Annotated in this window: 20 protein-coding genes, 1 tRNA gene and 2 pseudogenes; 12 read left to right on the top strand and 11 right to left on the bottom strand. The window is 53.9% G+C overall.

All coding sequences use genetic code 11. The features are described 5' to 3' along the window. Positions 1 to 59: 59 nt before the first annotated feature. A complete protein-coding gene (locus ASF13_RS01460; protein ID WP_056231680.1) occupies positions 60 to 1451 on the bottom strand; it encodes an MFS transporter in 1392 nt (463 codons plus the stop codon). Next, entirely contained in the window at positions 1444 to 3810 is a 2367-nt protein-coding gene (locus ASF13_RS01465; RefSeq protein ID WP_056231682.1) for a glycoside hydrolase family 3 protein, read from the bottom strand. The genes ASF13_RS01460 and ASF13_RS01465 overlap by 8 nt, the downstream gene beginning before the upstream one ends. Before the next feature lie 700 nt (positions 3811 to 4510). Here ASF13_RS01465 and ASF13_RS01470 point away from each other — a divergent pair. From ASF13_RS01470 to ASF13_RS01495, 6 genes are all read left to right on the top strand, one after another. Next, entirely contained in the window at positions 4511 to 5605 is a 1095-nt protein-coding gene (locus tag ASF13_RS01470) for a lactonase family protein (protein ID WP_056231684.1), read from the top strand. Between the two features lie 440 nt (positions 5606 to 6045). Further along, positions 6046 to 6984 (top strand): D-ribose ABC transporter substrate-binding protein, encoded by a 939-nt coding sequence (locus ASF13_RS01475; protein ID WP_056231686.1) that lies wholly within the window; start codon positions 6046 to 6048, stop codon positions 6982 to 6984. Between the two features lie 11 nt (positions 6985 to 6995). Further along, positions 6996 to 7607, top strand: a complete 612-nt coding sequence (locus tag ASF13_RS01480) for a DUF2291 family protein (RefSeq protein WP_235514923.1) — start codon at positions 6996 to 6998, stop codon at positions 7605 to 7607. Continuing rightward, entirely contained in the window at positions 7607 to 9127 is a 1521-nt protein-coding gene (locus ASF13_RS01485) for a sugar ABC transporter ATP-binding protein (RefSeq protein ID WP_056231689.1), read from the top strand. Before ASF13_RS01480 ends, ASF13_RS01485 begins: the two co-directional genes overlap by 1 nt. Position 9128: 1 nt before the next feature. After that, positions 9129 to 10238 carry an ABC transporter permease gene (locus ASF13_RS01490; protein WP_056231691.1) on the top strand — a complete coding sequence of 370 codons (1110 nt, stop codon included), beginning with the start codon at positions 9129 to 9131 and terminating at the stop codon, positions 10236 to 10238. Positions 10239 to 10334: 96 nt separating this feature from the next. Beyond that, positions 10335 to 11330 carry a sugar phosphate isomerase/epimerase gene (locus ASF13_RS01495; protein WP_056231694.1) on the top strand — a complete coding sequence of 332 codons (996 nt, stop codon included), beginning with the start codon at positions 10335 to 10337 and terminating at the stop codon, positions 11328 to 11330. A gap of 83 nt (positions 11331 to 11413) precedes the next feature. Here ASF13_RS01495 and ASF13_RS01500 read toward each other — a convergent pair whose 3' ends face one another. From ASF13_RS01500 to ASF13_RS01515, 4 genes are read right to left on the bottom strand one after another with little or no spacing between them, the layout of a single operon-like run. After that, positions 11414 to 12124 (bottom strand): proteasome-type protease, encoded by a 711-nt coding sequence (locus tag ASF13_RS01500; protein ID WP_056231697.1) that lies wholly within the window; start codon positions 12122 to 12124, stop codon positions 11414 to 11416. A 17-nt stretch (positions 12125 to 12141) separates the two neighbouring features. Beyond that, on the bottom strand, positions 12142 to 12942 hold the full coding sequence (locus ASF13_RS01505; protein ID WP_056231699.1) for a transglutaminase family protein: 801 nt from the start codon (positions 12940 to 12942) through the stop codon (positions 12142 to 12144). A gap of 1 nt (position 12943) precedes the next feature. Beyond that, complete coding sequence (locus ASF13_RS01510; RefSeq protein WP_056231702.1) at positions 12944 to 13873, bottom strand: alpha-E domain-containing protein; 930 nt, start codon at positions 13871 to 13873, stop codon at positions 12944 to 12946. Next, complete coding sequence (locus ASF13_RS01515; protein WP_369814343.1) at positions 13867 to 15303, bottom strand: circularly permuted type 2 ATP-grasp protein; 1437 nt, start codon at positions 15301 to 15303, stop codon at positions 13867 to 13869. Before ASF13_RS01515 ends, ASF13_RS01510 begins: the two co-directional genes overlap by 7 nt. Before the next feature lie 322 nt (positions 15304 to 15625). Between ASF13_RS01515 and murP the strand changes: the two genes are divergently transcribed. Next, the gene (murP, locus tag ASF13_RS01520) at positions 15626 to 17107 is read left to right on the top strand and encodes a PTS N-acetylmuramic acid transporter subunit IIBC (RefSeq protein WP_056231707.1); all 1482 of its coding nucleotides are present in this window, start codon (positions 15626 to 15628) and stop codon (positions 17105 to 17107) included. Positions 17108 to 17476: 369 nt separating this feature from the next. Here murP and ccdB read toward each other — a convergent pair. The 4 genes and pseudogenes from ccdB to ASF13_RS01545 all read right to left on the bottom strand — a co-directional run bounded on the left by ccdB (position 17477) and on the right by ASF13_RS01545 (position 22424). Further along, positions 17477 to 17785: pseudogene (gene ccdB / locus ASF13_RS01530) on the bottom strand (type II toxin-antitoxin system toxin CcdB). A 2-nt stretch (positions 17786 to 17787) separates the two neighbouring features. Beyond that, positions 17788 to 18006 carry a type II toxin-antitoxin system antitoxin CcdA gene (gene ccdA / locus ASF13_RS01535; protein ID WP_056231711.1) on the bottom strand — a complete coding sequence of 73 codons (219 nt, stop codon included), beginning with the start codon at positions 18004 to 18006 and terminating at the stop codon, positions 17788 to 17790. Between the two features lie 268 nt (positions 18007 to 18274). Further along, positions 18275 to 20329, bottom strand: coding sequence for a UvrD-helicase domain-containing protein (locus tag ASF13_RS01540; RefSeq protein WP_056231714.1), 2055 nt, complete (start codon positions 20327 to 20329; stop codon positions 18275 to 18277). Then, positions 20313 to 22424 (bottom strand): ATP-dependent endonuclease, encoded by a 2112-nt coding sequence (locus ASF13_RS01545; protein WP_056231717.1) that lies wholly within the window; start codon positions 22422 to 22424, stop codon positions 20313 to 20315. The genes ASF13_RS01540 and ASF13_RS01545 overlap by 17 nt, the downstream gene beginning before the upstream one ends. A gap of 529 nt (positions 22425 to 22953) precedes the next feature. On the opposite strand from ASF13_RS01545, the pseudogene ASF13_RS24840 reads away from it, so the two are divergent. The 3 genes and pseudogenes from ASF13_RS24840 to ASF13_RS23115 form a co-directional block, all read left to right on the top strand. Beyond that, positions 22954 to 23222: pseudogene (locus ASF13_RS24840) on the top strand (IS630 family transposase); the annotation flags it as partial. Positions 23223 to 23405: 183 nt separating this feature from the next. Continuing rightward, on the top strand, positions 23406 to 23648 hold the full coding sequence (locus tag ASF13_RS01550) for a DUF4160 domain-containing protein (RefSeq protein WP_056231720.1): 243 nt from the start codon (positions 23406 to 23408) through the stop codon (positions 23646 to 23648). Next, positions 23632 to 23880 carry a DUF2442 domain-containing protein gene (locus ASF13_RS23115; protein WP_072166254.1) on the top strand — a complete coding sequence of 83 codons (249 nt, stop codon included), beginning with the start codon at positions 23632 to 23634 and terminating at the stop codon, positions 23878 to 23880. Before ASF13_RS01550 ends, ASF13_RS23115 begins: the two co-directional genes overlap by 17 nt. A gap of 139 nt (positions 23881 to 24019) precedes the next feature. Here the strand turns inward: ASF13_RS23115 and ASF13_RS01560 are convergent. Beyond that, positions 24020 to 24095: transfer RNA gene (locus tag ASF13_RS01560), tRNA-Phe, on the bottom strand. Positions 24096 to 24378: 283 nt separating this feature from the next. Between ASF13_RS01560 and ASF13_RS01565 the strand changes: the two genes are divergently transcribed. Next, complete coding sequence (locus ASF13_RS01565; RefSeq protein ID WP_056231725.1) at positions 24379 to 25611, top strand: SpoIIE family protein phosphatase; 1233 nt, start codon at positions 24379 to 24381, stop codon at positions 25609 to 25611. A 26-nt stretch (positions 25612 to 25637) separates the two neighbouring features. Continuing rightward, positions 25638 to 26195, top strand: coding sequence for a SiaB family protein kinase (locus ASF13_RS01570; protein WP_056231727.1), 558 nt, complete (start codon positions 25638 to 25640; stop codon positions 26193 to 26195). Positions 26196 to 26213: the final 18 nt, after the last annotated feature.

The raw sequence follows: 26213 nt of genomic DNA on the forward strand, positions 1-26213 counted from the left end.
CAATTTGTTACATTAGTAGCGTTCAGCTCAAGCCTCAGTACGCAAAACTGTGCACAAAATCACTTATTGCTGGCAGTTTGCCGATCGCGAGGCAACCGCCAGATCACCGGCAACGAGATCAGGTAGACCATCAGCGGCATCCAGATAAAGCCTATTTTTACATAACGGGCGGTCAGTTCGCTCTGGATCAGCGCCTGGGGATCGTAATGGCCGAGAGAGAGCATCATGGCAAGAAGAGAGCCGCCTACGGCATAAGCGACTTTGGTCATCAGGGTATTCAGCGACCAGGCAAGACCTGCCGTACGTACGCCAGTTTTCGCCATCCCTGCGTCAATGCTGTCGGCGATGATGGAGTAGTAGATCGGCGAGTTAACTCCCAGCTGCAGCGCCACCAGTGGAAACAACAGCATAAAAAGCAGGGGGGTGAGCGGAATCAGGCCGATAAGTATCAGCAGCGCGGCCTGACAAACATAGCCCGCCAGCAACAGCGTTCTGCGGCTGACGTAGCGGATCAGCAGGGGAACACAGGCGCTGCCCGTTACCGAAAAGAAGGTGATCAGCGTCAGGATATACCCCCCAAACGCCGTGCTCTGCATCAGTACGCCACGGGCAAAGTAGAGGGCGAAGGAGTAAAATGCGCTGAGAATAATGTAGTAAAGCCCGAAGGCCAGGGTACACAGCAGCCAGTCCCGGTTTTTCAGCAGCGCCCCGAGCAGGATTTTCAGCGGAAAGCGGTGTGGTTCCGGCCGATAGCGGATAACACAGCCCTTCAGGGTGACAAACCACAGCCCGCAGCCCAACGCGCCAACGCCGGCCATATACAGCGGAAATCCTTTCAGCTCATTTTGCTGGCTGCTACCGCCGCCCAGCCAGTGAACGGCGGGCAGGGTCAGCAATGCGATCAGCAGCATGCCGCTCTGCGATCCCATCGCGCGGAAGGCATTCAGCACCACTCGCTGCTGCGGATGGGGCGTCATCAGGCTGCTGAGGATGCCGTAGGGGGTATTGATGCCCGCGTAAATGGCACCCAGTAAGGTGTACGTCAGCGTGGCCCAGGCCAGCTTGCCGTTGTCGGACAGCGGGAGTGGCAGAAAAGCCAGTAAGGCAATCAGCCCGAACGGCACCGCCAGCCAGGCGATCAGCCGCCTGACCATATCCGCATCACGGCTGCGGTCAATCAGCCAGCCTACCAGCGGATCAAAACAGGCATCGATCACCCTGACCACCAGCAGCATCAGGGCAACCCGCTCCACGGCAATCTGATAGACGTCGGTGTAGTAGTAAAGGATAAATGAAGCGGTTACCCCCCACATCAGGTTGGATGACAGATCGCCGCAGCCATAGCTGAGCTTTTCCCTGAGCGCGATCGTCGGGAGGTTTTGCGACAGAGGGTCGGCTGTCCGCTGGCTGCCCCCTTCGGGGGCAGCACTGACCGGATGATGCTCAGCCATTAATCACCTCGTTGAGCTCATCGCGTGAGATATCGAGTTCAAAAATGGTCGCCAGGCTGATAAATACGCTGGTAAACAGGTCCGGTGCGTTCAGTTCCAGCGTTTTCCTCGCTTCATGCAGCGATCGGCCGCTTTTTCGGCTGAACAGCTGGCAAACCCGTTCAAAAGCGGCAGGGTGTTCAAGCAAATCAGTCAGTGAAGAGTCTTCTCTGAGCGGCGCGGGCAGGCGGTCAGCCATCACGGTGAGGGTGGCGACCAGGGCGATATCTCGTGATGATTTCCCGGCCAGCAGGCGGTAGACACCTGGCTCAATTCTCCACTGCTCTGAAGCCGGATCCCAGATTTCCAGGTCGCGCGCGGCCAGTTCAATCGAGGCGGTCCGGCGCTCACCGGCAGCGATCTCCAGTTTGGCAAAGCCTTTCAGCTCCTGCTCCGGCCGTGCCAGCCTGCCGTGCGGCGGGGCGACATACAGTTGTACAATCTCTTTCCCGTCCCGGTCTCCGCTGTTTTTCAGCGTGACGCTTACCGTCAGCGTCTCATCCGGCCGCAGCCGGGTCGTGGAAAGGGCGATCTCTTCATAGCTGAAGGTGGTGTAACTCAGGCCAAAACCAAACGGAAACAGCGGCTCTATTTTACGCCTGTCGTAATAGCGATAGCCAACGTAAAGCCCCTCTGAGTAGTACTGGCGGTTATTATCACCGGGATAGGTCAGAAAAGCGGGGGTCTCTTCCAGCGTATTCGGCACGGTGACCGTCAGCTTGCCGCAGGGATTCGCCTCGCCCAGCAGCACCTGAGCAACCGCTTTACCCATCCCCTGGCCGGCAAAAAACAGTTCAATAACGGCACGGGCCTTCGCCAGCCACGGCATGACCACCGATTCGCTGTTAGCGATCACCACCACCAGTTCCGGCTGCACGCGGGCGATGGCATTCAACAGCTCTTCATGCTGTGGCTGGATGGACAGATGTTCGCGGTCACTGTTCTCGCCATCTTCACCAATCGGGGTACTGACAAACAGAATGGCCAGATCGGCACTGGCCGCTGCCTCGGCGGCGGTACGCAGAGCGCTGGCATCGCTGCTGTCATTGCTGGCGGTACCGGGTGCCCAGCTGACATCAAAATCTCCCGCCAGCTGCATGATTTCATCCAGCGGGGTATCGAGCTTCCAGGGATGGGTGGTGGCACAACCGTTGCCCTGAATCACCGGCCGGGTAGCCGGGTGGCCGATTACGGCGATTTTTTTATGCCGGGCAGCGTTAAGCGGCAGGATCTGCCCCTCATTTTTCAGCAACACCAGGCTCTCAGCGGCAATTTGCTGCGCCAGTTTATGATGCTGCTCAAAATCGGCCTTAAAGCCGGGGCGTTTGTTTTGTTCTGCTTTTTCCAGCAGATCGAGCGCCCGGTTTACGGATAAATCGAGCTGGCTGAGGGGGACCTGCCCGCTGGCCACGGCTGCCGCCAGCTCGGTTTTGTCAGTCTGGGTTTCCGGCATGGAGAGATCGTTACCGGCCAGCAGTGACGCCGGACGGTGTTTCACCGCATACCAGTCAGATACCACAATACCCTGATACTGCCACTCGTCACGCAGCACCTGGTGGGTGAGCCAGGGATTCGCGGAGGTCTGCACGCCGTTGAGCAGATTGTAGGAGGTCATCACCATCCACGGATTGGATTTTTCAATCGCCCGGCGAAAACCGGCCAGGTAAATCTCCCGCAGCGCCCGCTCGTCGACGACCGAATCCATCTGGGTGCGACGGATCTCTGAGTTATTGCAGGCGAAGTGTTTCAGGCAGGCCCCCACCCCCTGGCTCTGCAGGCCGTCGATCAGTGCCGCCGCCAACTCTCCGCTCAGTAAGGGATCTTCTGAGTAGTACTCATACGCACGCCCGGCCAGCGGCGTGCGGCGGATATTGATCCCGGGGCCGAGCAAAATGCTGACGCCCATCTCCAGGCACTCTTCGGCCAGCGCCACGCCCATTTTTCTCATCAGTTCAGTATCCCAGCTGCAGGCCACGCTGGCCCCGTTAGGAAAACAGGTAGCCGGTTTACTGGTGCCGAACAGCTGCAGGCCGGGATCGTTGCCCTGTTGTGCCGACGCTTCCGCACCACGCTGTGGCTCACTGCCGACCGGCCGTTGCGCGACCACTTCGAAAAATTCGCGACAGGAGAGCCCCTCTCCCTGGTCTATCTGCGACTCGCTGTAGCGCACGCCGTAGGTGCCGTCCGTCATCACCACGTCGGGTGTCGCGAAGCGGGGGATCTGCCCCATACGCCATAAGCCTTTGCCACAGAGCAGGCTGACTTTTTCTTCGATGCTGGCGTCATTAATTACTCTCTTTTTATCGATATTTTTGGCCATTGCTGACTCTCCTTAGCGGATTAATATTCAGAAAACGCTATTACCCGGCGATGGTAGCCCTGTGTGCAGAGTATTTTTTGTACATAATTTGCGGAAATAATGGTACAGAGTGGATAATTGTTTATATTGCGCTGTTGGTCACAGATGGCGGGTTGCAGCAGTTTAATTATCTGGCGCATCAGGAAGTAGCATCAGAAGGGCATTGTAAAATATAAAAACCACGGTCTTATTATTCCTGCGTGTAACAGCGGTCTTATTATTTCTTCGTGTAACAGGTTAATTAATTTTTTCTGCCAAAACGTAGTGATAACGCTCTTGTGAAAAAGATGGAAATATATATTTCAGTAACCTGTCTGACTGGTGAGGAAGGGGGGGGCTGACACCGGCGCGAGCATTACAGGATGAGTGGGAAAATAAAAAACCTGACCTCGCCAGTCAGATTTTTTTGTGCCCTGGGTCTCCTTCCTGCACTTAATTCTTCGTTGAAAAACAGATATCTTCTACCCTGAATGATACCCTCGTTTAATGGTCTGGTCATTGCCAGCCGACGATATGGAGGGATGAAATAATTCATTGATGGTGAGGTGTTACAATGTCTCCACGTTTATCACCCGGCAGAACAGGCTTACTGGTAATGATGATCATGACAACGGCAACCGCTATAACCCACGCGCAGAGCGTGCAGGCTGAAACACCCATAATGACAACGCAAAGCGCACTGGCAGGGAGCTGGACCTCGGTGCCGGACGATCCGCGGGTACAGCAACCGGAAAAACCCAGCGAGGGGTTGTACCAGCTCACCCGCCACCCCGACGGCTCGCTGGAGATAAACGGCGTACTGAAGATGAAGAGCCCGTCGTGGATCGCCAGCTCGCCGGACGGCCGCTTTGCCTGGGTCACCAACGAAGAGGTCAACGGCGCGGTGACCGCGCTGGCGCGTGACGCAAACGGACGTTTCTCGGTAGTTAACTCGGTCAGCAGCCCCGGGCAGCAGCCCACCCACGCGGCGCTCAGCCCGGACGGCCGTTTTCTGATCGTCGCCAACTACTCGGTCGCGCCAGGTGGTGCCGGCATCGCCGTGTTCCCGGTGGCGAACAACGGCGCGCTGTCTGAGTCGGTGCAGGAGTTCCCTTATGCCGCCGGTTCCGGCGCGGTGGCCGATCGCCAGGCCAGCGGCCACGCCCACTCGGTGACGTTCAGCCCGGACGGTAGCATGCTGTACGTCGCCGATCTCGGCGCTGACCTGCTGCACGCTTACCGCTACGCGGCCAGCAAGGCGCTGCCGCTGCAGCCGGACGCCGATCGCAACGTACAGCTGCCGCCCGGCAGCGGTCCGCGCCATATGGCGTTCTCTGCCGATGGCCGCTTTGCCTGGCTGGTGACTGAGATGTCTGCCGAAGTGGTCGGTTTTACGGTCACCGCAGAGGGGCTGGAGCAGCAGCAGAACCTGCCGTTGTACGCTAAAAATGAGACGGCGTTTAAAAGCGGTTCCGGGATTGTTCTCAGCCCGGACGGCCGCTGGCTGCTGGTAATGAATCGCGGTGCGGATAACCGTATCCTGATATTCCGTATCGACGAGCAGGGGAGACTGCAGCAGCAAGGCGCGGTGGCCGCGGGCGGCATCGAGCCGCGCGCCCTGGCGTTTGACCAGAGCGGCCAGTCGCTGTACGTGGCAAACGTCTTCTCTAACAGCATCAGCCGCTTCAGCTTTGACGCGCAAAGCGGCGAACTGATCCCAGCGGGCAGCGCCGTGACGATCCCGACGGCAACCGATATCAAGTTTTTCGGGCAGTAACGTCACCAGACTAAACGCGTAGCCGGTTATTGTTGAGAGATAACCGGCTACGATTTGGCAAAAACCGACGCAGCAGGTCATCAGGCTTTTATTCACGATGAACGACTCTGCTTCCACCCGAATCACCCCATATCCTGTTTGCTGGTTCATTTTTTCCTGCACGACGGATGATTCAGAACACTTTTTCCGCCGTAATTTTCCCTGTAAAAACAGCGCTATTTACAGAAAAACCGTGCCAACCGTTACCTCTGTCACAGTTTTAAATCATTGATATAAAATGAATTGTCTGTTTTATCTTACTGATAAGTAAGAAAATCAATAAATCCCCTGTGATCCTCTTCTCCTTTTCGATCTGAACATCTGGACTAAATCTGAGCAATCACCAATGATGAAAGAATAATAAATCACGCATGAATATTTATTCACAGTGGAGATAGTCAATGAAACGTACCCTGCTTACCGGCCTGTTGCTTTCCGCCATGACCCTCAGCGCTTCCGCCCTGGCGGCAGACAAAGGGCTGATTGTCATTATCACCCCGTCCCACGATAACCCGTTCTTTAAAGCAGAAGCCGACGGCGCGGCGGCCAAGGCCAAAGCGCTGGGCTACAGCACGCTGGTGGCGTCACACGATGACGACGTGAGCAAACAGAACCAGCTGATTGAAACCGCCATCGGCCGTAAGGCGAAGGCCATCGTGCTGGATAACGCCGGGGCAGACGCCACGGTTGGCCCGGTGCAGAAGGCGAAAGATGCCGGCATCCCGACTTTCCTGATCGACCGCGAAATCAACAAAACCGGCGTAGCGGTGGCGCAGATCGTCTCCAACAACTATCAGGGCGCACAGCTGGGAGCGGAGAAGTTTGCCAAGCTGTTGAACGGTAAGGGGGAGTACGTCGAGCTGCTGGGCAAAGAGTCCGACACCAACGCCGGCGTGCGTTCACAGGGCTATCACGACGTGCTGGATGACTACAAAGACATGAAGATGGTCGCGCAGCAGAGCGCCAACTGGAGCCAGACCGAAGCCTTCAGCCGCATGGAAACCATCCTGCAGAAAAACCCGAACATCGTTGGGGTGATCTCCGGTAACGACACCATGGCGCTGGGCGCGGAAGCCGCGTTGAAAGCCGCGGGCAAAACCAACGTGATCGTGGTTGGCTTTGACGGCAGCGACTACGTGCGCGACTCGATTATCAACAAAGGCAACATCAAGGCCACGGTGCTGCAGCCGGGCTGGGCGCAGGCGCAGATGGCGATTGAACAGGCCGACTACTACCTGACCCATGGCAAAGCGCAGAAAGAAGAGAAGCAGCTGATGGACTGCGTGCTGATTGATGAAAGCAACGCCAGCAAGCTGAAAGTCTTCAACCTCGCTAAATAACCCGGGAGCCGATGATGGTGATGAAACTCTCCTTCGCCGGCCTGCTGGTCGCTACCGTGCTGCTGAGCGGCTGTACGGTGGTCGATCTGGATGCGAACGGGCAACCGATCCTTCCAAAGGATCCGACCGCTAAAGCCGGATTCAGCAGCCAGACGCCGCAACAGGTGGCCGAAGAGAACTGGGAACCGCGGGTACTGCAAGCCTCAGCCGATCGTGCGCTGGGCTGGGCCGATATGAAAACCAAATCCACAACGGTAAAAACGGGCACCAGCGAAAGCGTCTTTGTTCGCGCCGGCGGCACGGTGACCGCCGTCAGCCCGGCGGAAGATCGCGAGCGGAAACTGACGGTGACCATTAACGGAGAAGCGGTGCCGGTGCTGATTGGCCCGGTAGTGCGTAGCAATGCGATCCGTGATGCGGCCGGTTTTCGCTTTGAAGAGTTCACCAACCAGGTGCAGTTTGCGCAGATGACCAAAGCGCTGAATCGCCAGGCGGTGAAACAGCTGCCTGAGGTGGACGCCAGCTGGGTGGGTAAACCGGTGCAGCTGGTGCTGGCGGTGCTGATGCAGCCGAACCAGCCGCCTGAGGTGGTCGCCGTCAGCATGAAACAGGAAGCGCCCTAATGAGCGATCTCGATCCGATTATTCTGCAGGCGCGGGCGATGTCGATGCTGTTCCCCGGCACGCTGGCGCTGGACCGCGTTGACTACCGCGTCTGGCGCGGCAAGGTCAACGTGATCATTGGTGAAAACGGCGCCGGTAAATCGACGCTGATGAAGATCCTCGCCGGGGTACAACCGCCCACCAGCGGTGAGATCTGGCTTAACGGCAAACAGGTGCAGCTGAACAGCACCCGGGCGGCGGCCGCGCTCGGGATCGGCATGGTACACCAGGAGCTGAACCTGTTTGAGAACCTGTCGGTGGCGGAAAACATCTTTCTCGGCCGCGAACTGCAAAGCGGGCTGCGGCCGATTGATGAAAAGACCCAGGAAGCGCGCACCGCCGAGTTAATGCAGCGGCTGGACCAGGCGATCTCGCCGCGCGAGCTGGTGGCGAACCTGAAAGTGGGCCAGCAGCAGCTGGTGGAGATCGCCAAGGCGCTGGCGGAAAACACCGATATTTTAATCCTCGATGAACCGACCTCGGCGCTGAGCAAAACCGAAGTGGAGATCCTGTTCCGGGTGATCCGCGAACTGACCCGCCAGGGCGTGTCGATCATCTATATCTCCCACCGGCTGGAAGAGCTGATGGCGATCGGCGATGTGATCACCATTCTGCGCGACGGCCGTTTTCAGGCGGAAGCGCAGGTCAGCGAGATCGACGTGCCGTGGATCGTGCGGGAGATGCTCGGCAGCGAGCCGGTGACCAGCTTCCTGACCGACGATCGCCAGTTTGGCGCGCCGGTGCTGGAGGCGGAAAATATTACCTGCGTCGGCCCTGCGGGCAATGCGCTGGTGGATAACGTCTCCTTTAACGTGCGTGCCGGCGAGATCGTCGGCATCTACGGCCTGATGGGGGCCGGGCGCACCGAGCTGTTTGAGTGCCTGCTCGGCACCCAGCGTAACTACCTGGGCAAGATCTGGCTGGACAGCAAGCCGGTGCCGCAGCGCCTGGATACCGCCGAACGTATCCGCATGGGCATGAGCCTGGTGCCGGAAGACCGCAAGCGTACCGGCATTTTCCCGGTGTCGTCGGTGGCCAGTAACCTGACCATCGGCAGCCTGTGGCAGCGGCTGCAGTACCGTTTTGCTATCTCGCGCCAGCAGGAGCAGGAGGTGGTGACGGAGACGGTCAGCAATCTTTCGATCAAAGTCTCCTCGCCGGAGGTCAGCATCAACGCGCTGAGCGGCGGCAACCAGCAGAAGGTGGTGATTGGCCGCTCGCTGCTTACCAACCCCAATCTGCTGCTGCTGGACGAACCCAGCCGCGGTATTGACGTAGGGGCCAAGGCCGACGTGTTTCGCATGATGGTACAGCTGTCGCAGCAGGGGATCGCCATTCTGTTTTCCACCTCGGATCTGAAAGAGATCATGGCGGTCTCCGACCGTATTCTGGTGATGTCAGGCGGCAAGCTGACCGCCGATATTCCACGTGCCGCCGCTGAAGAATCGGCGCTGGTCAAAGCAAGTGCAAAGGGGTTCTGAGATGAAAACCAGTCAAGGCACCGCGCTGCCCGCGTCGGCGGCCAGAGCGTTTAATTCGCGGGAGAGTCTGATCCTGCTGCTGTTAAAAATGCGTACCTTTATCGCCCTGATCCTGATCGTCGGCTTTTTTGCCATCACCGTGCCGGACTTTCTCGCCGTCGGCAGCATGGTGATTATGGTCAAACATATCGCCATCAACGCCTTCCTCGCGCTGGGCATCACCTTTGTGATTATCACCGCCGGCATTGACCTGTCGATCGGTGCCACGCTGGGGCTGTGCGGGATGATCGCCGGCTGGATGATTACCAAAGGCATCGTGCTGCCGATGTTCGGCATCGCTATTTTTCCCAGCGTGTGGGTGATTGTGCCGGTCGTGCTGCTGATCGGTGGGCTGATCGGCGCGGCCAACGGCTGGATCATTACCCGCTATAACGTTGCGCCGTTTATCTGCACCCTCGGCACCATGTACATCCTGCGCGGGGCGGCGATGCTCACCTCCGGCGGTGAAACCTTCCCCGGCCTGCAGGGCAATCCGCAGCTGGGCAATACCGGCTTTGACCAGATCGGGGCCGGCTACTTCTTCGGCCTGCCTTACGCCATCTGGATGATGATCGTGCTGGCGCTGGTGATTGCCTACATCGCACGCCGCCTGCCGTTTGGCCGCCAGGTCTACGCCATCGGTGATAACGAACGTGCCGCAGAGCTTTCCGGCGTGCGGGTGAAGCGGGTGAAAATTCTCGTTTATTCGCTCTCCGGACTCTGTGCCGCCATCGCCGGCATTGTGGTCTCTTCGCAGCTGGTGGCCAGCCACCCGGCCAACGGCAGTTCGTTTGAGATGAACGCCATCGCCGCGGTGGTGCTGGGCGGTACTTCGCTGGCCGGCGGGCGCGGCACCATCCTCGGCACGCTGGTCGGTGCCTTTGTCATCGGCTTCCTCGCCGACGGCCTGATTATGATGGGGGTCAGCGAGTTCTGGCAGATGGTGATTAAGGGCATCGTGATCATTATTGCGGTGATTATCGACCAGATGCAGAACCGCATGCAGCAGAAGGCCGCGGTGGTGGCGCAGAAGGCCCTGATTGAAGAGGGCGGGGCGGCAAGGCCGGGCTGAGAAAACAGGGCAACGGCACACTGCTAACAGACTACAGACTGATAACGCCGCAGCTGCGCTGAGGCAAACACATTTAGCCGCTAATGGAGAACCACGATGAGCACTTACAACTATCCGAAGTTTGGCGCAGGTTTATGGCATTTCGCCAACTATATCGACCGTTACGCGGTGGATGGCTACGGCCCGGCGTTAAGCACGCTGGAGCAGATCGCGCTGGCGGCGGAGGTCGGCGACCTCTCTTACGTCGATGTGCCGTACCCGTTCTCGCCGGGCGTGACCGTGGCTCAGGTAAAAGAGGCGCTGGCCGCCGCCGGCCTGCAGGCGATCGGCATCACCCCCGAGATCTACCTGCGTAAATGGTCACGCGGTGCCTTTACCAACCCGGACCCGGTGGCCCGTGCCGACGCGCTGAAGCTGATGAACGAAGCGGCGGACGTGGTGCGTGAGCTGGGTGCCAGCTACGTGAAAGTGTGGCCGGGGCAGGACGGCTGGGACTATCCGTTCCAGGTCAACCACAAGCAGCTGTGGGCGCTGGCGGTGGACGGCATGCGCGAGCTGGCGGCGGCCAACCCGGACGTGAAGTTTGCCATCGAGTACAAGCCGCGCGAACCGCGCGTCAAAATGACCTGGGACTCGGCGGCGCGCACTCTGCTGGGCATTGAGGAAATTGGCCTGGATAACGTTGGCGTGCTGCTCGACTTCGGCCACGCGCTGTTTGGCGGCGAGTCGCCGGCGGACTCCGCCCAGCTGATTATCGATCGTGGCCGCCTGTTTGGCATGGACGTAAACGACAACCTGCGCGGCTGGGATGATGACCTGGTGGTCGGCACCGTGCATATGACCGAGATCTTCGAGTTCTTCTACGTGCTGAAGATCAACAACTGGGACGGCGTCTGGCAGCTCGACCAGTTCCCGTTCCGCGAAGACAGCGTGGAGGCGGCCAAGCTGTCGATCCGCTTCCTCAAGCATATCTACCGCGCGCTGGACAAGCTGGATATCCCGGCGCTGCAGGCCGCGCAGGATAAGCAGGACGCGATGCTGGCGCAGCGCATTATTCAGAACGCGCTGCTGTCTTCGATCGAAGTGGAGTAAACGGATTAATCAATAACGGGTATTTCCGGTCGGAGATACCCGTTCAGACGGTCTGAAATTCTGCCTCCTTTACCTTGTCTCTCTTACTCCTCCAGCTTTAACGGCGGCAGCTGTGAAAAGACGCTGAGCAGGCCGCTGCTCCAGCGCTGACGCAGCTGTGAAAAGTAGGGGTGCTTCTCGGTCAGGTGGTACTGCTGCTCGCAGCTGAAGCTGTCGCCGGGGTAGATCATTACGTCCAGCGGCAGGCCCACCGAGATATTACTCGCCAGCGTTGAGTCCATTGAAATCAGCGCACACTGCATCGCCTGTTCCAGCGGGGTGTGATAGTGCAGCACCCGATCGATAATCGGTTTGCCATATTTACTCTCACCAATCTGGAAGTAGGGCGTGTCGGTACTGGCTTCAATAAAGTTGCCCTGCGGATAGATCTGGAACAGCCGCGGGGCTTCCCCTTTGATCTGCCCGCCCAGCATCAGCGATCCGCCAAACTCCTCGCCGTCACGCTGGATAACCGCGCGCAGCGTGTCGCCGACCAGCAGCGCCACGTCGTACAGGCTGGTACAGTTCATCAGGTTTGGCGCGCCGTCATCTTCACAGCCGCGCCGCAGCAGGCTGAGCGTGCTCTGGGTGGTGGCGAGATTACCGGCGCTCTGCAGCACCAGCGTCCGCTCTCCATCCCGCTGGAAAACGTGCAGCTTCCGAAACGACGAAATATGGTCAACGCCCGCATTGGTGCGGGAGTCGGAAACGAAAATCATCCCTGACGATAAACGCATTGCCACACAGTAGGTCATAATTTATCCGATAAAAATTACTGCTGGGAAGCCATCTGCTGCACCGCAGCCACGGCCTGCATCTCTTCACTGCCGCCGCCGATGCGCATGCCGCGCACCGGGCAGGCGTCGAGATAGTCAACGCCGATCGCCAGCCGCAGGTGCTGACGAACGTTGCGGGTGTTGTTGGTAATATCAAAACTGTGCCAGTGGCCGTCCAGCCACGCTTCCACCCAGGCATGGGTGGCGACATGTTCCACATTATCGGTGTAGAGATAGCCGCTGACGTAGCGCGCCGGGATCTGCAGGCTGCGGCAGCAGGCGAGGAACACGTGGCTGTGATCCTGGCAGACGCCGCTGCCGGCGGCAAACACCTCGGCCGCGCTGTCGGTGACCCGGGTGCTGCCGGGCTGATAGGGCATCTTCAACAGCAGCTCTCCCATCAGGCGTTCAAGGCTGGCCAGCGGCGCCTCTTCGCGATAATAACGGCAGGCAAATTCCCGGATGGCCGTATCCGGCTGGGTCAGCGGGCTGAGGCGCAGAAACACCAGCGGTGACAGTCTGTCGTCCGCTGGCGCAAACCGATCGCCGCCTTCGATTATCTCCACCACGCCGCGCGCGGCGATCTCAATCTGCTGATGCGGACGGTCGAGGGTCAGCACGTGCAGCACGTTGCCATAGGCGTCGGTGGTGCACACCGCCTGGTCCGGCAGCTGTAATTCCCACGAGATAATCTGCTGGTGGCTGGAGTCCTGCGGGGTCAGCCGCAGGTACTGGGTGCTCTGTTTAACCTGATGCTGATAGCTGAAGCAGGTCTTGTGCTCAATGGTCAGTTTCATCTTACTTCGCCTCAAGATAGGTGTGATGAATGCTGTCGGCGATCTCTGCCAGCTCAGCAAGAAAACGTTGCAGCCAGACGTGCAGCCCGTCGCTCTGCAGCGACGGCCAGCTGCTGAACCGCAGGCGGGCATGCAGCACCGTCAGCAGATAGCGCGGACGATCGTCCCCGCTGCCGCCGATCAAATCGAGCTGGCGGGCGATCTCCTCCACGCAGGATCGCAGCGATCGTGGGCTCTCCTCACGCAGGATCAGCATCTCATTGACGCCGTCGGCGGCCAGCTGCTGCCTGTAGATGGTGTGATAGGCCTCGCGCGCCGATACCGAACGCAGCAGCGTATCCAGCCGGTAGTATTCGCGCACCGTGTCATCATCCGCGTCGGTCAGGTACTGATAGACGTCGAGCAGGCGGGCGGTACAGTCGGCCCGCTCCAGCAGGGTGCCCAGGCGGATAAAACTCATCGCATCACCGCGCATCAGCGTGCCGAACATCGCGCCGCGGATCAGGTGTGAACGCGCTTTGACCCAGTCAAAGAAGGCGTCGGCCCCGCCGCCGTCGATCCCTCCGCGCCGTAGCTTGCGCAGCTCCAGCCAGCTGGCGTTAATACTCTCCCACAGTTCAGAAGAGAGGCTGCCGCGCACCGCATGGGCGTTATTCCACGCGGCCTGCCAGCAGTTATAGATGCTGCCGGGGTTGCGATCGTCGAGGGCAAAAAAGCTGAACAGCTGCGGCATCGCCAGCCGATCGTTGACCGACCAGTAGAGGTCGCTGGTGTTGGTCAGGTTCAGCGGCACGCGCAGCTCATCGTTAAGGCTGCCGCGAACCGGCATCAGGGAGAGGCGGTGGGTGACGTCAAGCACCCGTGCAATATTCTCGGCGCGCTCTAAATAGCGCGCCATCCAGTACAGGCCACTGGCCGTGCGGCTTAGCATGCGTCATCCTCCAGAACCCAGGTATCCTTGGTGCCGCCGCCCTGCGACGAGTTGACCACCAGCGAACCGGCGGTCAGCGCCACGCGCGTCAGCCCGCCGGGGACCAGCCGGATCTCCGCGCCGCTGAGGGCGAACGGCCGCAGGTCGATATGGCGCGGTGCCAGCCCCTGGTCAACAAAGGTCGGGCAGGTGGAGAGCGCCAGGGTGTTTTGCGCAATGTAGTTGTGCGGTTTGGCCTGCAGGCGCGCGCGGAAGTCTGCCAGCTCCTGCCGGCTGGCCACCGGGCCGATCAGCATGCCGTAGCCGCCGGCACCGTGCACCTCCTTCACCACCAGCTGTTCAAGGTTGGCCAGCACCCACGACAGTTCATCCGGGCGGCGACACTGCCAGGTGGGTACGTTATTGAGGATCGGATCTTCATTCAGGTAGAAACGCACCATGTCCGGCACATAGGGGTAGATCGACTTATCATCCGCCACGCCGGTGCCGATGGCGTTAGCCAGCACCACGTTGCCGCTGCGGTACACCGACAGCAGGCCGGGTACGCCAAGCATCGAGTCCGCGCGGAAGGCCAGCGGGTCGAGGAACGCGTCATCAACCCGGCGGTAGACCACGTCCACCTTGCACGGGCCGGCCGTGGTGCGCATCAGCAGGGCGCCGTCTTTCACGAACAGATCGGCGCTCTCCACCAGCTCCACCCCCATCTGCTGGGCGAGGAAGCTGTGCTCGAAGTAGGCGCTGTTGAAACGGCCTGGGGTCAGTACCACCACCACCGGATCGTTGACCGGTGAACTCTCGCGCAGCGTCTGCAGCAGCAGCGACGGGTAGCGCTCTACCGGCGCGATACGCTGGTCGGCGAACAGCTCCGGGTAGAGCCGCATCATCATCTTACGGTTTTCCAGCATGTAGGAGACGCCGGACGGGGTGCGCAGGTTGTCCTCCAGCACGTAGCACTCACCGTCGCTGTTACGCACCATATCCACCCCGACGATATGCGCATACAGATTGCGGTGCAGATTGATGCCCTGCATACAGGGCTGGTACTGGTCGTTCACCAGCACCTGTTCGGCGGGGACGATGCCGGCTTTCAGGATATGTTGTTGATGGTAGATGTCGTGCAGAAAGGCGTTGAGCGCCTGCACCCGCTGGCGGATGCCTTTATCCAGCATCGCCCACTCGCTGGCCGGAATGATCCGCGGCACGCTGTCGAAGGGAATTAAGCGTTCCGCCCCGCCATCATCGTTGTAGACGTTAAAGGTGATACCCAGCCGGTGAAACAGCAGCTCGGCCTCTTCACGTTTACGCGCCACCGCCTGCCGGTCAGCCTGCTGCAGCCACTGCCAGTATTCCCGATAGTGTGGGCGGTAGTGTCCATTGCTCAGCACCATTTCATCATAAAAGTGCGGCGCTGTTTCATAGTTCTTATTCATCATCCCTTCCTTGTTTCAGGAGCCCGGAGAACAAACTGCATAAAGTGTGCCAGGGAGAGAAAGGTGAGCGGCGAGGCGAAAAATGGGTGTGGCAGGCGAGGGTAAAGGTGCAGCAGCGGCAGAGGTGCACCAGGGCTCCGCACTAAAACAGTGCCTCAGACCGGCGGCAGAAACGCGGGAGCTTATTTCTCTGTCCTGCCGATGGCGATCACACTTTTTGCAAAGGAATTAAATATTCCTTTGTGAAATTTAACTTGTAATAGATTATTCCTCGAGTGATTTTCTTTCCACGGGTTTCAGCACCCGCCGCCGGGAGTATGTGATGGCCAAAATAAACCAACAGCTGATAGCGGACATTCTGCAGCTGACCGGCGGTGCCGGTAACATCCGCCTCTGCGGGCACTGCATGACCCGCCTGCGCCTGACGCTGCATAATGACCAGCTGATCCAGGCGGATAAGCTCAAAGCGTTACCGGGGGTACTGGGAGTGATCAACAGCGACGACCAGCTGCAGATCATTGTTGGCCCTGGCAAAGCGCAGACCGCCGCAGAGATGATGAACGCGATGCTGGCGGACGGTGAGGATCGCGCCGCCGGTGCTGCGGGCGGTGACCTCGCGGTGGCTGGCGAAGCCAGAAGCGCAGCGGCGCTGGCCGGTGACACCAAACGGAAAATGAAGGCAAAACAGACCAGCGCGGTGCATCAGTTCCTCGCTAAATTTGCCACCATCTTTACCCCGCTGATCCCGGGGTTTATCGCCGCCGGCATGCTGCTGGGCTTCGCGACCTTAATCGAACAGGGGCTGCTGGCCGGCGTGGCGGAAAGTGAACGCAATGCCACCGTGGTGCATATCGTCGCCTGGATGAAGCTGTTCGGTAAGGGGCTGTTTACCTTCCTGCCGATCCTGATTGGCTATAACGCGCAGAAGGCGTTTGGCGGCTCCGGCGTCAACGGTGCGATTATCGCCGCGCTGTTCCTGCTCGGCTACAACCCGGCGGCCACCACCGGCACCTTCTCCGGCACCGATAACTTCTTCGGTTTACCCATCGATCCGCGCGGCAATATTATCGGCGTACTGCTGGCCGCTATTCTCGGCGCCTGGGTGGAGCGTCAGCTGCGTAAGGTGATCCCGGACAACCTGGATATGATCCTTACCTCGACGCTGACGCTGCTGATCACCAGCGCGCTGACCTTTACGTTGATTATGCCGATTGGCGGAGAACTGTTTAAGGGCATGTCGTGGCTGTTCCTGCACCTCAACGGCAATCCGTTCGGCACCGCCATTCTCGCCGGGCTGTTTCTGATTGCGGTGGTATTTGGCGTGCATCAGGGCTTTATCCCGGTCTACTTTGCGCTGATGGATGCGCAGGGCTTCAACTCGCTGTTCCCGATTCTGGCGATGGCCGGCGGCGGCCAGGTGGGCGCGGCGCTGGCGCTTTACTGCCGTTCTGCAAAAGGCTCGCTGCTGCGCAACCAGGTGAAGGGAGCGCTCGTTCCCGGTCTGCTGGGGGTAGGGGAGCCGCTGATCTACGCGGTAACGCTGCCGCGCGTCAAACCCTTCGTTACCGCCTGTATCGGCGGTGCCTGCGGCGGCTTCTTTATCGGGCTGGTCGCCTGGCTTGGGCTGCCGGTGGGCCTGAATACCGTGTTTGGCCCGTCCGGGCTGGTGGCGCTGCCGCTGATGACCTCCGCACAGGGGATCGGGGCCGGCATGGCGGTGTATGCGGCAGGGATCGCCATCTCCTGGATCGCCGGGTTTGGGGTGACGTGGTTCTTTGGGCATAAGCAGGTGGATTTGAGCTGAGGGGGAGGGGGCAGGGGCTGGCAGCGCAAAAGGGGCGGGTGGCTTATGTTACCCGGTAATTGGGTGATCCGTATCACCCGGTTTGCGTGCCAGCATTCGCAGCACGCGTTGATTCTCATTGGGCTTTCGGCATTTTCAGTACAAATGAGGTCATCTGTTACGAAAAAATTGCGTTATACCGAGGAACAGATGGTTTTCGCCCTGAATCAGACAGAAAACGGCATGTGGGTGGAAGGCGTTTGCAGATAATTGTGCCGAATGCGTGGGAGAACTCAGCTGGGAGGATTAAATATTCGTAACAGGGATGTGTAGTGAAAATATTTATTGTGTTTTTTTGTGATGAATTTATGGCTAGTTAAAGCGGACAGCTTATAAAATCTCCCAGAACATGAGGTTAACAGCATTCTTAATATCATCTGCGTATTCGCTAGGATCCGCAATTGCTCCGCCAATGACGTCCATTGGGACACCGGATAGCTCGGTTATCATCAGCCTAAAGTTTTCGCCATTGACTCACATCTGAGGAAAAAGGATTTTATTCACTTTATCAGAGAGATGATGCGATTCTATAAGTTGAATGACCATCCTACGTTTCGGTGTTTCGAAAATATCACTTTGCACGCAAATGAACATTTTGTAGTTGCTGGCACGTTTGTACGCATAAAGAAAGAACTGTATAGTCACCAGCTCCTGTTTTCATCAGCAAATGAGCCATTCTGTGCGATGAACCTAGCGACTTCCTCCATTCCCTCACGATTATCCTTTTTCCACTCTTCAGACTTTATGCGGCGAGCTTCCCTGCCAATCGCATCGTTCACCAGCCCAGAGACGTTGATCCCGGAATCACTCAATACCTGATAATGGTCTTTGTCCACGGTAACGCTGACACGGTGTTTCATGGTCGATCTCCTGAGTAAGACATACTGCGAGTATATACGCCTCGTAACTGTTCGGAAATTAAACAAACCGTTGGGTGGGTTTTTACACATAAACGTAGCCCGGGAAATCATATTTTTTTGCTGTTTGGTGGCGTGCTGGTGTACCCAAACAAGCGGCTGGGCAGCTTCGCAAAAACCAAAGTGCCTTGAATGGGTAGCGCCGGTGCGCTGGTGATTAATTTTAACACAAATCCCATTTGGTTTTTTTTACTGGTTGATTTGAATTTAATTAAATAGAGTTAAAAATTCCTTTGGTTGATTCGATATTTTCACCTGTGGCAGTGTATAAACACACTCGTAAATTTTTTATTGCACGAGAGCATGAAACATAAACTATTCTTCGTGCCGATTCTAAAGGATCATCTAAAATCTCATTAATATCTGCTTGAAGGAATGCGGAGATGTATGTTTCATTTCTATTAAAAGAATCATCTAGGAAAACTATAACATTATCAAACTCAAGCCCTTTAGACGAGTGGCAGGTCAAATAATCTGTGTCATTTTTTGAGATTGATTGAAACAAAAAGTCTAACCAGCGATAAAACTGGTGTATATCTGTTAGTAGAACTTTTCTAATTAATTTTTTTGTTTTTTCGTCTTTTTTAAATTTACATTTATTGTAAATATCACTTATGAGGTGTTCAATAACTTGTGTATCGAATGGAATTACAGATTCAATTATTTTAATGGACTTATTATTCAGGTTTTCACACTCATCCTTTTTATCTAAGGCATCACAAATGTAATCATACAAGGTTATAAAACCAAGATCATAAAAAAAACGCACACTTTCAATTAAATCATTTAGACTACATGAGTTATGAAAATTTCCGCCAAAAACATCTGCAAGCGACAACTCTTCTTTATTTTTAATTAAATACAATGGGAGGATTATTTCGTAGAGGAGTATAGGAAGCCGTCCAGCATTTCTTTCTTCTGAGAAAAGAAATTCCGAGCTTACTTTTTCAAATCCCTTTGAAAACTCAATGTTATAGATGTCATTGATAAGCAGGAAAAGATCACCAAAGCCACATAGCTCAGAAAGCATATTATTCTTAAGGACCAAACATGTTAGTTTGTTATTGGAGTCTATTCCCCATTTTTTCTTGTATTTATCAATCTCAAGCATTATGGATGAATGGCTGTATTCAGATTTGCTTCTCACCTCGAAAGAAAGATCGCATTTACCACTATAAATATTAATAGGGTTCTGCTGAATAAGATCACGACTACCTCTAATTTTATTGATGCAGTTGACAATGGTCTGATGAGATCTTCTATTTATATTTTTTCCTACAATAGCCATTTTTTTGTTCATAGCGTGCATTTTATTATTGTATATGGCTTGAACAGGATCACCAAAAAAACCCAAACAAAAATCAATTTTTTTTCCCTGAGAGTATTCGAGCAAACCTAGAAAAATATTAAGAACTGAGTCTTCAGAATCCTGAAATTCATCGACAAAAACTATAGGATGAGCATCAATCACTTTTCTCGTAAGTGCAGGATATTTGCAAAACATTCTCGAAGAATATTTCAACAAAGTATCATGACCAATAATATTATTATTAAGTGACTCGATGTTTTTGGAGCTGAAGTATTTTAGACTATCAAAGCCTTCTGCTTTTGACAGTATTTTATCGATGCAAATTTTGTATTTCTTAGCTCTAACTAAATTTTTTAATGCGTGAGTCACGTGCTGAGCATTTGATTTTATTTTAAATGAAAACTCATCACCAAACTCTCTCGCCAAATAATCCCAAAAATCCTTGGCACCAAGATTACATGCATCATAAAAATCATTCTGCTTTAGTGCGATTTTTTCAACCACCTTGCTGATATTATCCTTTCCTATGTCACGAATATTAGCAATGGCTTTTTTATCAGACTCATACACATATATATCATTATTTATTCTTGTAATTTCTTCATTCAAATATATAACATGTTCTTCAATCATTTCATCCATGTGAACATTTACGGTCTCCCAAATGAAAGAGTGTATCGTCGAAATGGAAGTGAGATTGTCATCACCAACCCGTTTTCTAATCTCGTTAGCGGCATTGTTTGTATATGTTATACATAGAACAGTTTGCCCCATAGCTCTTAGCTCAGTGTGTTTTAATTTAATAAATTCATTTACGCCATCAATAAGAGCATAGGTTTTACCTGAGCCAGCTCCCGCAATAAAGTAAAATGAAGAATTCCCCCTTATTAAATTTCTGACTTCCTTAGTGACATTATCTTCAATTTCTTTTTGTTTGTTATCAAGGTAAAAAGACATCATCAGCCCCACTATTGTTTAACTCTTTAGCCAACCAATTCAAGCCCGCTTTAATATAAGCTGGTAATTCTGGCTTGTCAGTATTTTTAGTGACAAGTAAATAAATCATTAGATTTGAAAAATCACTTTTCTTTTTAGCTAAAAGATTTTGTATTTTGCTGGAATTATGTGCTAACACTACTCCATCCGTGGAATTATTTAAAATATCACGAAAAGACTTCCCTAATACAGAGTTAAGGACTTCGTGCAGTAGATGATTGTTATAGTTTTCTAAAATAACAGCTTCTTCGAAACTCGTAGCATAGTAAGAAATAGGATCACTTCCTCCACGGATGCTTACACTATCCTTTTGAAAAACCACCATCACATTGTTATTTTGATAATAGCCATGATAATTTGAAATTATATCAGAATTAAAAAAATGCTTGAGAGTTGCATTGGTAGTAATTGTCCCTTCTTTTATTTCACTAATTTGATTAGATTCATCATTATCACCTGAATCGACTAAGGGGTTTTCAATAATAGAGCTTTTATCTTTACAATAATCGATATCAGTGATGATTAATGTTGGTATTAGTAATTTGGAGGTTAAGCTAGCGTAAACTTTTCCATGTGCACCATCTATTCTAAATACTGATATGTGCATTCTGCTGAGAATTGTATTTGACTCTATGTAATAATTTAAAACTCGCTCTTCCGTAATACCTTCAACTAGAATAATTGCATCTGAAAAAAACAACTCAGGGACTTGATGTTTAATATGTTTTTTAATAAAGGTGAATTGTTCCTTTTCTATAGGAGTGTCGCTTATTTCATCATCTTTTAGAAGTAAGCTTGCAGCATCACCATTTTTTAGATGGATATAATTTATATCATCCAAAGTACCGCTTCCATGTATTATACTGTTTAATATGTGTGACGAGTGCGTAGTAACAAGTAGTTGGGTTTTTATGGAGTCTATACTTTTTTCTGCAAGTTCAAAGATCGCTAAAAGAGCTTCTTGAATATGCCTTACAAAATTTATTTGCATTTGTGGATGCATGAATACTTCAGGCTCTTCAATACATAATATCCTAATTCTACTTTGTTTTATTTTGTTCAATCCTTGGTTTGCATAGTCTATTATTTCACCTAAAATGCTAATTAGACTTGCATATCCTAATCCAAACTGACCTTCAGGAACCATATGAGCACCATCTTTATGCTCATAAATAACCAGGTCAGACATTAGTTTTTCAAAAGTTAAGTCTGAACGAAGATCCAATCCTATCTTCTTATCAGAGATGATCTTACTCAAAACTGATTGAACTCCAGTTTGATGTTTGTTTTTTATGCTTAAGGTTAAGCTTTCATTATTACTTCCAACCAATCCTAAAATATTTTTATAATCCACGTCATTATTTTCGTACATAAACTTTATGATTTTATTGAAAGATCTCGTTAATAATTTTTTATCATGAATATTCTTTGCAGAAGAAATTACCCGCAAGTCAATTAAATTTTTGGGGAGAACTTTATCTACAACTCTTCCAACATTGTTTGTGATTACTCTTTTGAATTTAAGTGCTGAAATGATTTCTAAGTATCTTCTAAAGGTTATATGGTCATCAGAGTCTTCGCCTTTTCTCGATGATATCAATTCCTCTACCTTTTCGTGATATGACGACATGTCTTTGATTTTGTATTCTACTGTTACTTTCGCTTTTTTGTTTTCATTCATTAATGCGGTTTTTATGTCAACGAAAGCGCCCAAGACTCCAGTGAAATCACCTTCACTATTATCGAAGATTATTTCAATTTCAAACTTGAGTTTTGGTGTTTCATCATAATTCCCAGAGAAGTGTCGGCTTAATATCTTCTTTGCGTAGTTATAGTTAAAATCATGACCATTTATAACCTCCGAATCTGAAACCATTAATTCCAGAGCTTTAGTTACTGTGGTTTTCCCTGAGTTATTTTTCCCAATTACAAGCGTTGTAGAGGATGCAACGATGTTGTGTTTAGCGTTATTACTCTTTGCTTCCACGAAGCCAATCGTATTATCATTGCGACCAAATTTCCTGTAATTGTTTATTTTTAAACTGCTTACGTACATAATTCATCTCCCTGCGCTAGGCATGAATCTAGCAGATATGTGAAGTAATCGCTTATCAATACTAAAGTTTATAAAAACAATCAACCTAGATTTGACCCTTACCCGAAATTCCGTTACATTCAGAAACAGAATTCTGGCATGATGCACACTTCCCTGAACAGGGGTTGTGCCGATGCAAAGTCGATATCTGCCAAAAGCACATTATTTTTTCCCTTAAGCAGGCTGAACTGGGTACGTTCATACCAGATGTCTGCCAGCAAGCTGGGTATTTGTGACCCCTTGTTTCATACTTGGCGTAAGAAATACTGCGGGATTTATCCTTCAGAGCTGAAGCAGAAGAAGAAAACCTCATTCTGAAGAGGCGGTTACCTCTTTGAGCCTTGATAAGGATATTCCGCAGGACGTACTGGCAAAAAAGAGCTGACGCTAATCATCTATTCCGAATAGTAGATCTTTTTGAGAGAACTCAGCTTGGATTGTGCGATCTGATCGAGCGTCAAACTTCACAAACCATCAACTTTACTGAGCGATGTCGATCATAGCACCAATCTCCCCGCAGTGAACGACGCCTGATGCAGAAAACCATTCATAAAACTCGCGACAAGAAGCACGCCTGCAGGCTTATCACTGGCTGTGTTGCACATGATCGCACGTGTCAGCGTGGTAGCCAGAACATTCTGCTGCGCACGCTCCTCCATCGGACGCTGGATTAACGGGTTCACGCGATATGGCCTTGAGGGCCTTGAGTCTTTGACAGCAGAACGTGGACGACATTGGCGCGCTGTTACGCTGTTGCGCAGAACATCCGGTGTTTTACGAATATGATGAGGAAAGGATTTGCTGACGGTGAAGGCCGGTAACGTTACTGGTATGCGGAATGACACCAGCGTGAGACATGAGGTATGTATAGGTCTGGGGGAGCAAATGGGCCGGTTGCTCTAAAATCATGCATAATCCGTTCAGCATTTAAGGATAACTGACATGCCTGTTATACTAAGGATTGGTGGTTTTAAGTTCTTTTTTTACTCTAACGAGGGCAATCCACTCGAACCTGCCCACGTTCACGTAATGAAAGCAGGTAATGAAGCTAAGTTCTGGTTAACACCTTCAGTGGCACTGGCCAGTAGCGATGGATTTCACGCCAGGACGTTGAAAGAACTGGCTGCAATTGTTGAAGATAACCAAACGGTGTTTCTGGAGGCGTGGAATGACTATTTTAGCTAAAAATGTCAGCTTCGATGAGGTCACCATGTGGGTTGAGCTTAACGATGGCCGAACCCTCGGTGTACCGCTGGCATGGTTTCCGCGCCTGCTGCATGCCTCCCCTGAACAGCGTAACGGCTATGAACTCAGCCCCCGGGGCATCCACTGGGACACGCTGGACGAAGATATTTCTGTTGCTGGTTTGCTTGCAGGGCGTGGCGATGTGACTCATATCCCTCATCGGGTAGCCTGACAGCAGCCGGAATGAATATCCGCTGGCCATCGTTCTATCGTTCAACCGGCGGAACTACTGCGCGTCTCTGGCGGAGGACAAGGAGAGTGTTGATCGCCAGAAAGCAAAAAACCAGCCATAGGCTGGTTTCTTTAATTAGTGGTGCCCGGACTCGGAATCGAACCAAGGACACGGGGATTTTCAATCCCCTGCTCTACCGACTGAGCTATCCGGGCAACGGGGCGCATTAAACCGTAACCGGCGCAGGGCGTCAACGGCTTTCTTTGTAAAACGCGTTCGTTTGCACTCTTTTTGCTCAGAAGGCGCGATTCTTAAGCTTTTCCCTCCGCACTGTCGCCTGTCGCCGATACGGATTGTTCACAATTTCACCTCTTATCTGCTGGCATTCGGTGTTAGGGCGGAATAAACAGGGTAAATTCTGACTTTCTTCATGGCTGATATAAAAGTGTCACATTTGCCTGCCAGGCTGTGCTCACTTTGTTCAACCGGCAACAGATCATGGACTTAGCATCAGGCAACACTGACCCTCGCCGCCCGGCTACGCGCCCGCACACCGCGCGTGAGCTGTGCATTCGCGTGCCCGTTGTTTCCCCGGAAAGCGATAATCTGACGGTGATGGCGCTGTTTGCCGGGCACCACGGGCTGATCGCGCTGCCGGTGGTGGAAGAGGGCAGGCCGTTTGGTTTAATCAACCGCCATCTGTTTCTGTCGCAGATGGCCCGTCCCTTCTTTCACGAACTCTACGATCGTAAAAGCTGCATCGCCTTTATGGACAAAAGTCCGCTGGTGATCGATGCCGAAAGCACGCTGGAAAACGTGGCGCAGCAGATGGTCGCCTCCGGCGATAAGTCGCTGACCGACGGCTTTATCCTCACCGATAACGGCGACTATATCGGCATGGGGCTGGGTATCGATCTGATTAAGACCGTCTCCGGGCTGCAGGCGGAGCAGCACCGGCAGATAATGCAGAGCATTGAGTACGCGCGGGTGATCCAGGAAGCGATGCTCGACCAGTCGCGACGTCTGTTAAGCCGCGAGCTGCGGGACAGCTGCCTGTGCTGGCAGCCGCGCGACTGCGTCGGCGGAGATTACTATGCCTTTAAGCCCTTTACGCACGGCTGGCTGCTGCTGATGGGTGACTGCACCGGTCACGGCGTGCCCGGTGCCTTTATGACGGTGATCCTCTCGTCGGCGCTGGAAAAAGCGCTGACCCGCTGCGGACCGGACCAGCCCGATCTGCTGTTGCAGCAGATCAACGGCTACATCAAGCAGACGCTGGGGCAGCAGCAGGCGGCGCAGCAGACTTCGCTGTCCAACGACGGCTGCGACGCGCTGGTGCTGTTTATCGATAACGCGCAGCAGCGGCTGATCTGGGCCGGTGCACGTCTGTCGGCGCTGGTGCTGGCGGCGGACGGCGGCGAACCCTGCTGGCTGAGCAGTGACCGGATGGGCGTCGGCTACACCGATACCCCGGCCGACTACCAGTGGACGCGTCACGAGCGGCCGCTGCGCCCCGGCGACCTGATTTTTACCTTCACCGATGGCCTGAGCGATCAGGTTGGCGGCGATCGCAACATTATGTTTGGCCGTAAACGCATTCAGCAGCTGCTGGAAACCCATCGCCACCGCCCGGCCAGCGAACTGATGCAGGCGGTAGAAGCGGCATACGCCGGCTGGCAGGGGCACCAGCCGCGGCGTGATGATATGACCTTTTTAGGCTTTCGATACTGAGTAACCAGGGCCGCGGGGCAACGAGCATGATAACCAGCGATGTAATCCTTAGCCGCCTGCTGGCGGATACGCCACACGACGCGGTGGCACTGCACTACACCGGTTTTTTTTCGCAGCCAGGGGTGGTGGCGATGGGTGAAGTGATCCGCCTCTATCTGGAGAAGCATGAAGCCTCGTTTCCACTGCGCCGCCGGCTGTTCTCCACCTTTGTTGAGATGGTGCAGAACATCATGCGCTACTCGTCGGACAGCCGCGCGCTGTGCCGCGACAACGACGAGCTGCGTTTTGGGGCCATCTGCGTCGGCACCCGTGACGGGCGCTACGTTTGTGAGAGCGCAAACCTGATCCGCAGCGACGAGGCCGCGAGGCTGACCCGCTGCCTGGAAGAGATCCTCGCGATGGATGCGGCAGAGATTAAGGCGGCTTATAAACACGCGCTACAAAGCGAAAGTCCGGCCTGGAGTAAAGGGGCGCACGTCGGGTTACTGACGCTGGCGCGCGATGCCAGCCAGCCGCTGGAGTTTACTTTTCGCCGGGTGGAATCGACGGATCTCTCCGCGTTCTGGCTGAAGGCGATACTTTAAACGGGGAACCGTCTGACT

The sequence above is a fragment of the Erwinia sp. Leaf53 genome (assembly GCF_001422605.1).
In the GTDB taxonomy this organism is placed as follows: domain Bacteria; phylum Pseudomonadota; class Gammaproteobacteria; order Enterobacterales; family Enterobacteriaceae; genus Erwinia.

Excerpts from the sequence above, each read along its gene's own strand:
- ASF13_RS01460 (WP_056231680.1), bottom strand. The coding sequence starts at position 1,451 with ATGGCTGAGCATCATCCGGTCAGTGCTGCCCCCGAAGGGGGCAGCCAG.
- ASF13_RS01465 (WP_056231682.1), bottom strand. The coding sequence starts at position 3,810 with ATGGCCAAAAATATCGATAAAAAGAGAGTAATTAATGACGCCAGCATC.
- ASF13_RS01470 (WP_056231684.1), top strand. The coding sequence starts at position 4,511 with ATGACAACGCAAAGCGCACTGGCAGGGAGCTGGACCTCGGTGCCGGAC.
- ASF13_RS01475 (WP_056231686.1), top strand. The coding sequence starts at position 6,046 with ATGAAACGTACCCTGCTTACCGGCCTGTTGCTTTCCGCCATGACCCTC.
- ASF13_RS01480 (WP_235514923.1), top strand. The coding sequence starts at position 6,996 with ATGATGGTGATGAAACTCTCCTTCGCCGGCCTGCTGGTCGCTACCGTG.
- ASF13_RS01485 (WP_056231689.1), top strand. The coding sequence starts at position 7,607 with ATGAGCGATCTCGATCCGATTATTCTGCAGGCGCGGGCGATGTCGATG.
- ASF13_RS01490 (WP_056231691.1), top strand. The coding sequence starts at position 9,129 with ATGAAAACCAGTCAAGGCACCGCGCTGCCCGCGTCGGCGGCCAGAGCG.
- ASF13_RS01495 (WP_056231694.1), top strand. The coding sequence starts at position 10,335 with ATGAGCACTTACAACTATCCGAAGTTTGGCGCAGGTTTATGGCATTTC.
- ASF13_RS01500 (WP_056231697.1), bottom strand. The coding sequence starts at position 12,124 with ATGACCTACTGTGTGGCAATGCGTTTATCGTCAGGGATGATTTTCGTT.
- ASF13_RS01505 (WP_056231699.1), bottom strand. The coding sequence starts at position 12,942 with ATGAAACTGACCATTGAGCACAAGACCTGCTTCAGCTATCAGCATCAG.
- ASF13_RS01510 (WP_056231702.1), bottom strand. The coding sequence starts at position 13,873 with ATGCTAAGCCGCACGGCCAGTGGCCTGTACTGGATGGCGCGCTATTTA.
- ASF13_RS01515 (WP_369814343.1), bottom strand. The coding sequence starts at position 15,303 with ATGAATAAGAACTATGAAACAGCGCCGCACTTTTATGATGAAATGGTG.
- murP (WP_056231707.1), top strand. The coding sequence starts at position 15,626 with ATGGCCAAAATAAACCAACAGCTGATAGCGGACATTCTGCAGCTGACC.
- ccdA (WP_056231711.1), bottom strand. The coding sequence starts at position 18,006 with ATGAAACACCGTGTCAGCGTTACCGTGGACAAAGACCATTATCAGGTA.
- ASF13_RS01540 (WP_056231714.1), bottom strand. The coding sequence starts at position 20,329 with ATGTCTTTTTACCTTGATAACAAACAAAAAGAAATTGAAGATAATGTC.
- ASF13_RS01545 (WP_056231717.1), bottom strand. The coding sequence starts at position 22,424 with ATGTACGTAAGCAGTTTAAAAATAAACAATTACAGGAAATTTGGTCGC.
- ASF13_RS01550 (WP_056231720.1), top strand. The coding sequence starts at position 23,406 with ATGCCTGTTATACTAAGGATTGGTGGTTTTAAGTTCTTTTTTTACTCT.
- ASF13_RS23115 (WP_072166254.1), top strand. The coding sequence starts at position 23,632 with ATGACTATTTTAGCTAAAAATGTCAGCTTCGATGAGGTCACCATGTGG.
- ASF13_RS01565 (WP_056231725.1), top strand. The coding sequence starts at position 24,379 with ATGGACTTAGCATCAGGCAACACTGACCCTCGCCGCCCGGCTACGCGC.
- ASF13_RS01570 (WP_056231727.1), top strand. The coding sequence starts at position 25,638 with ATGATAACCAGCGATGTAATCCTTAGCCGCCTGCTGGCGGATACGCCA.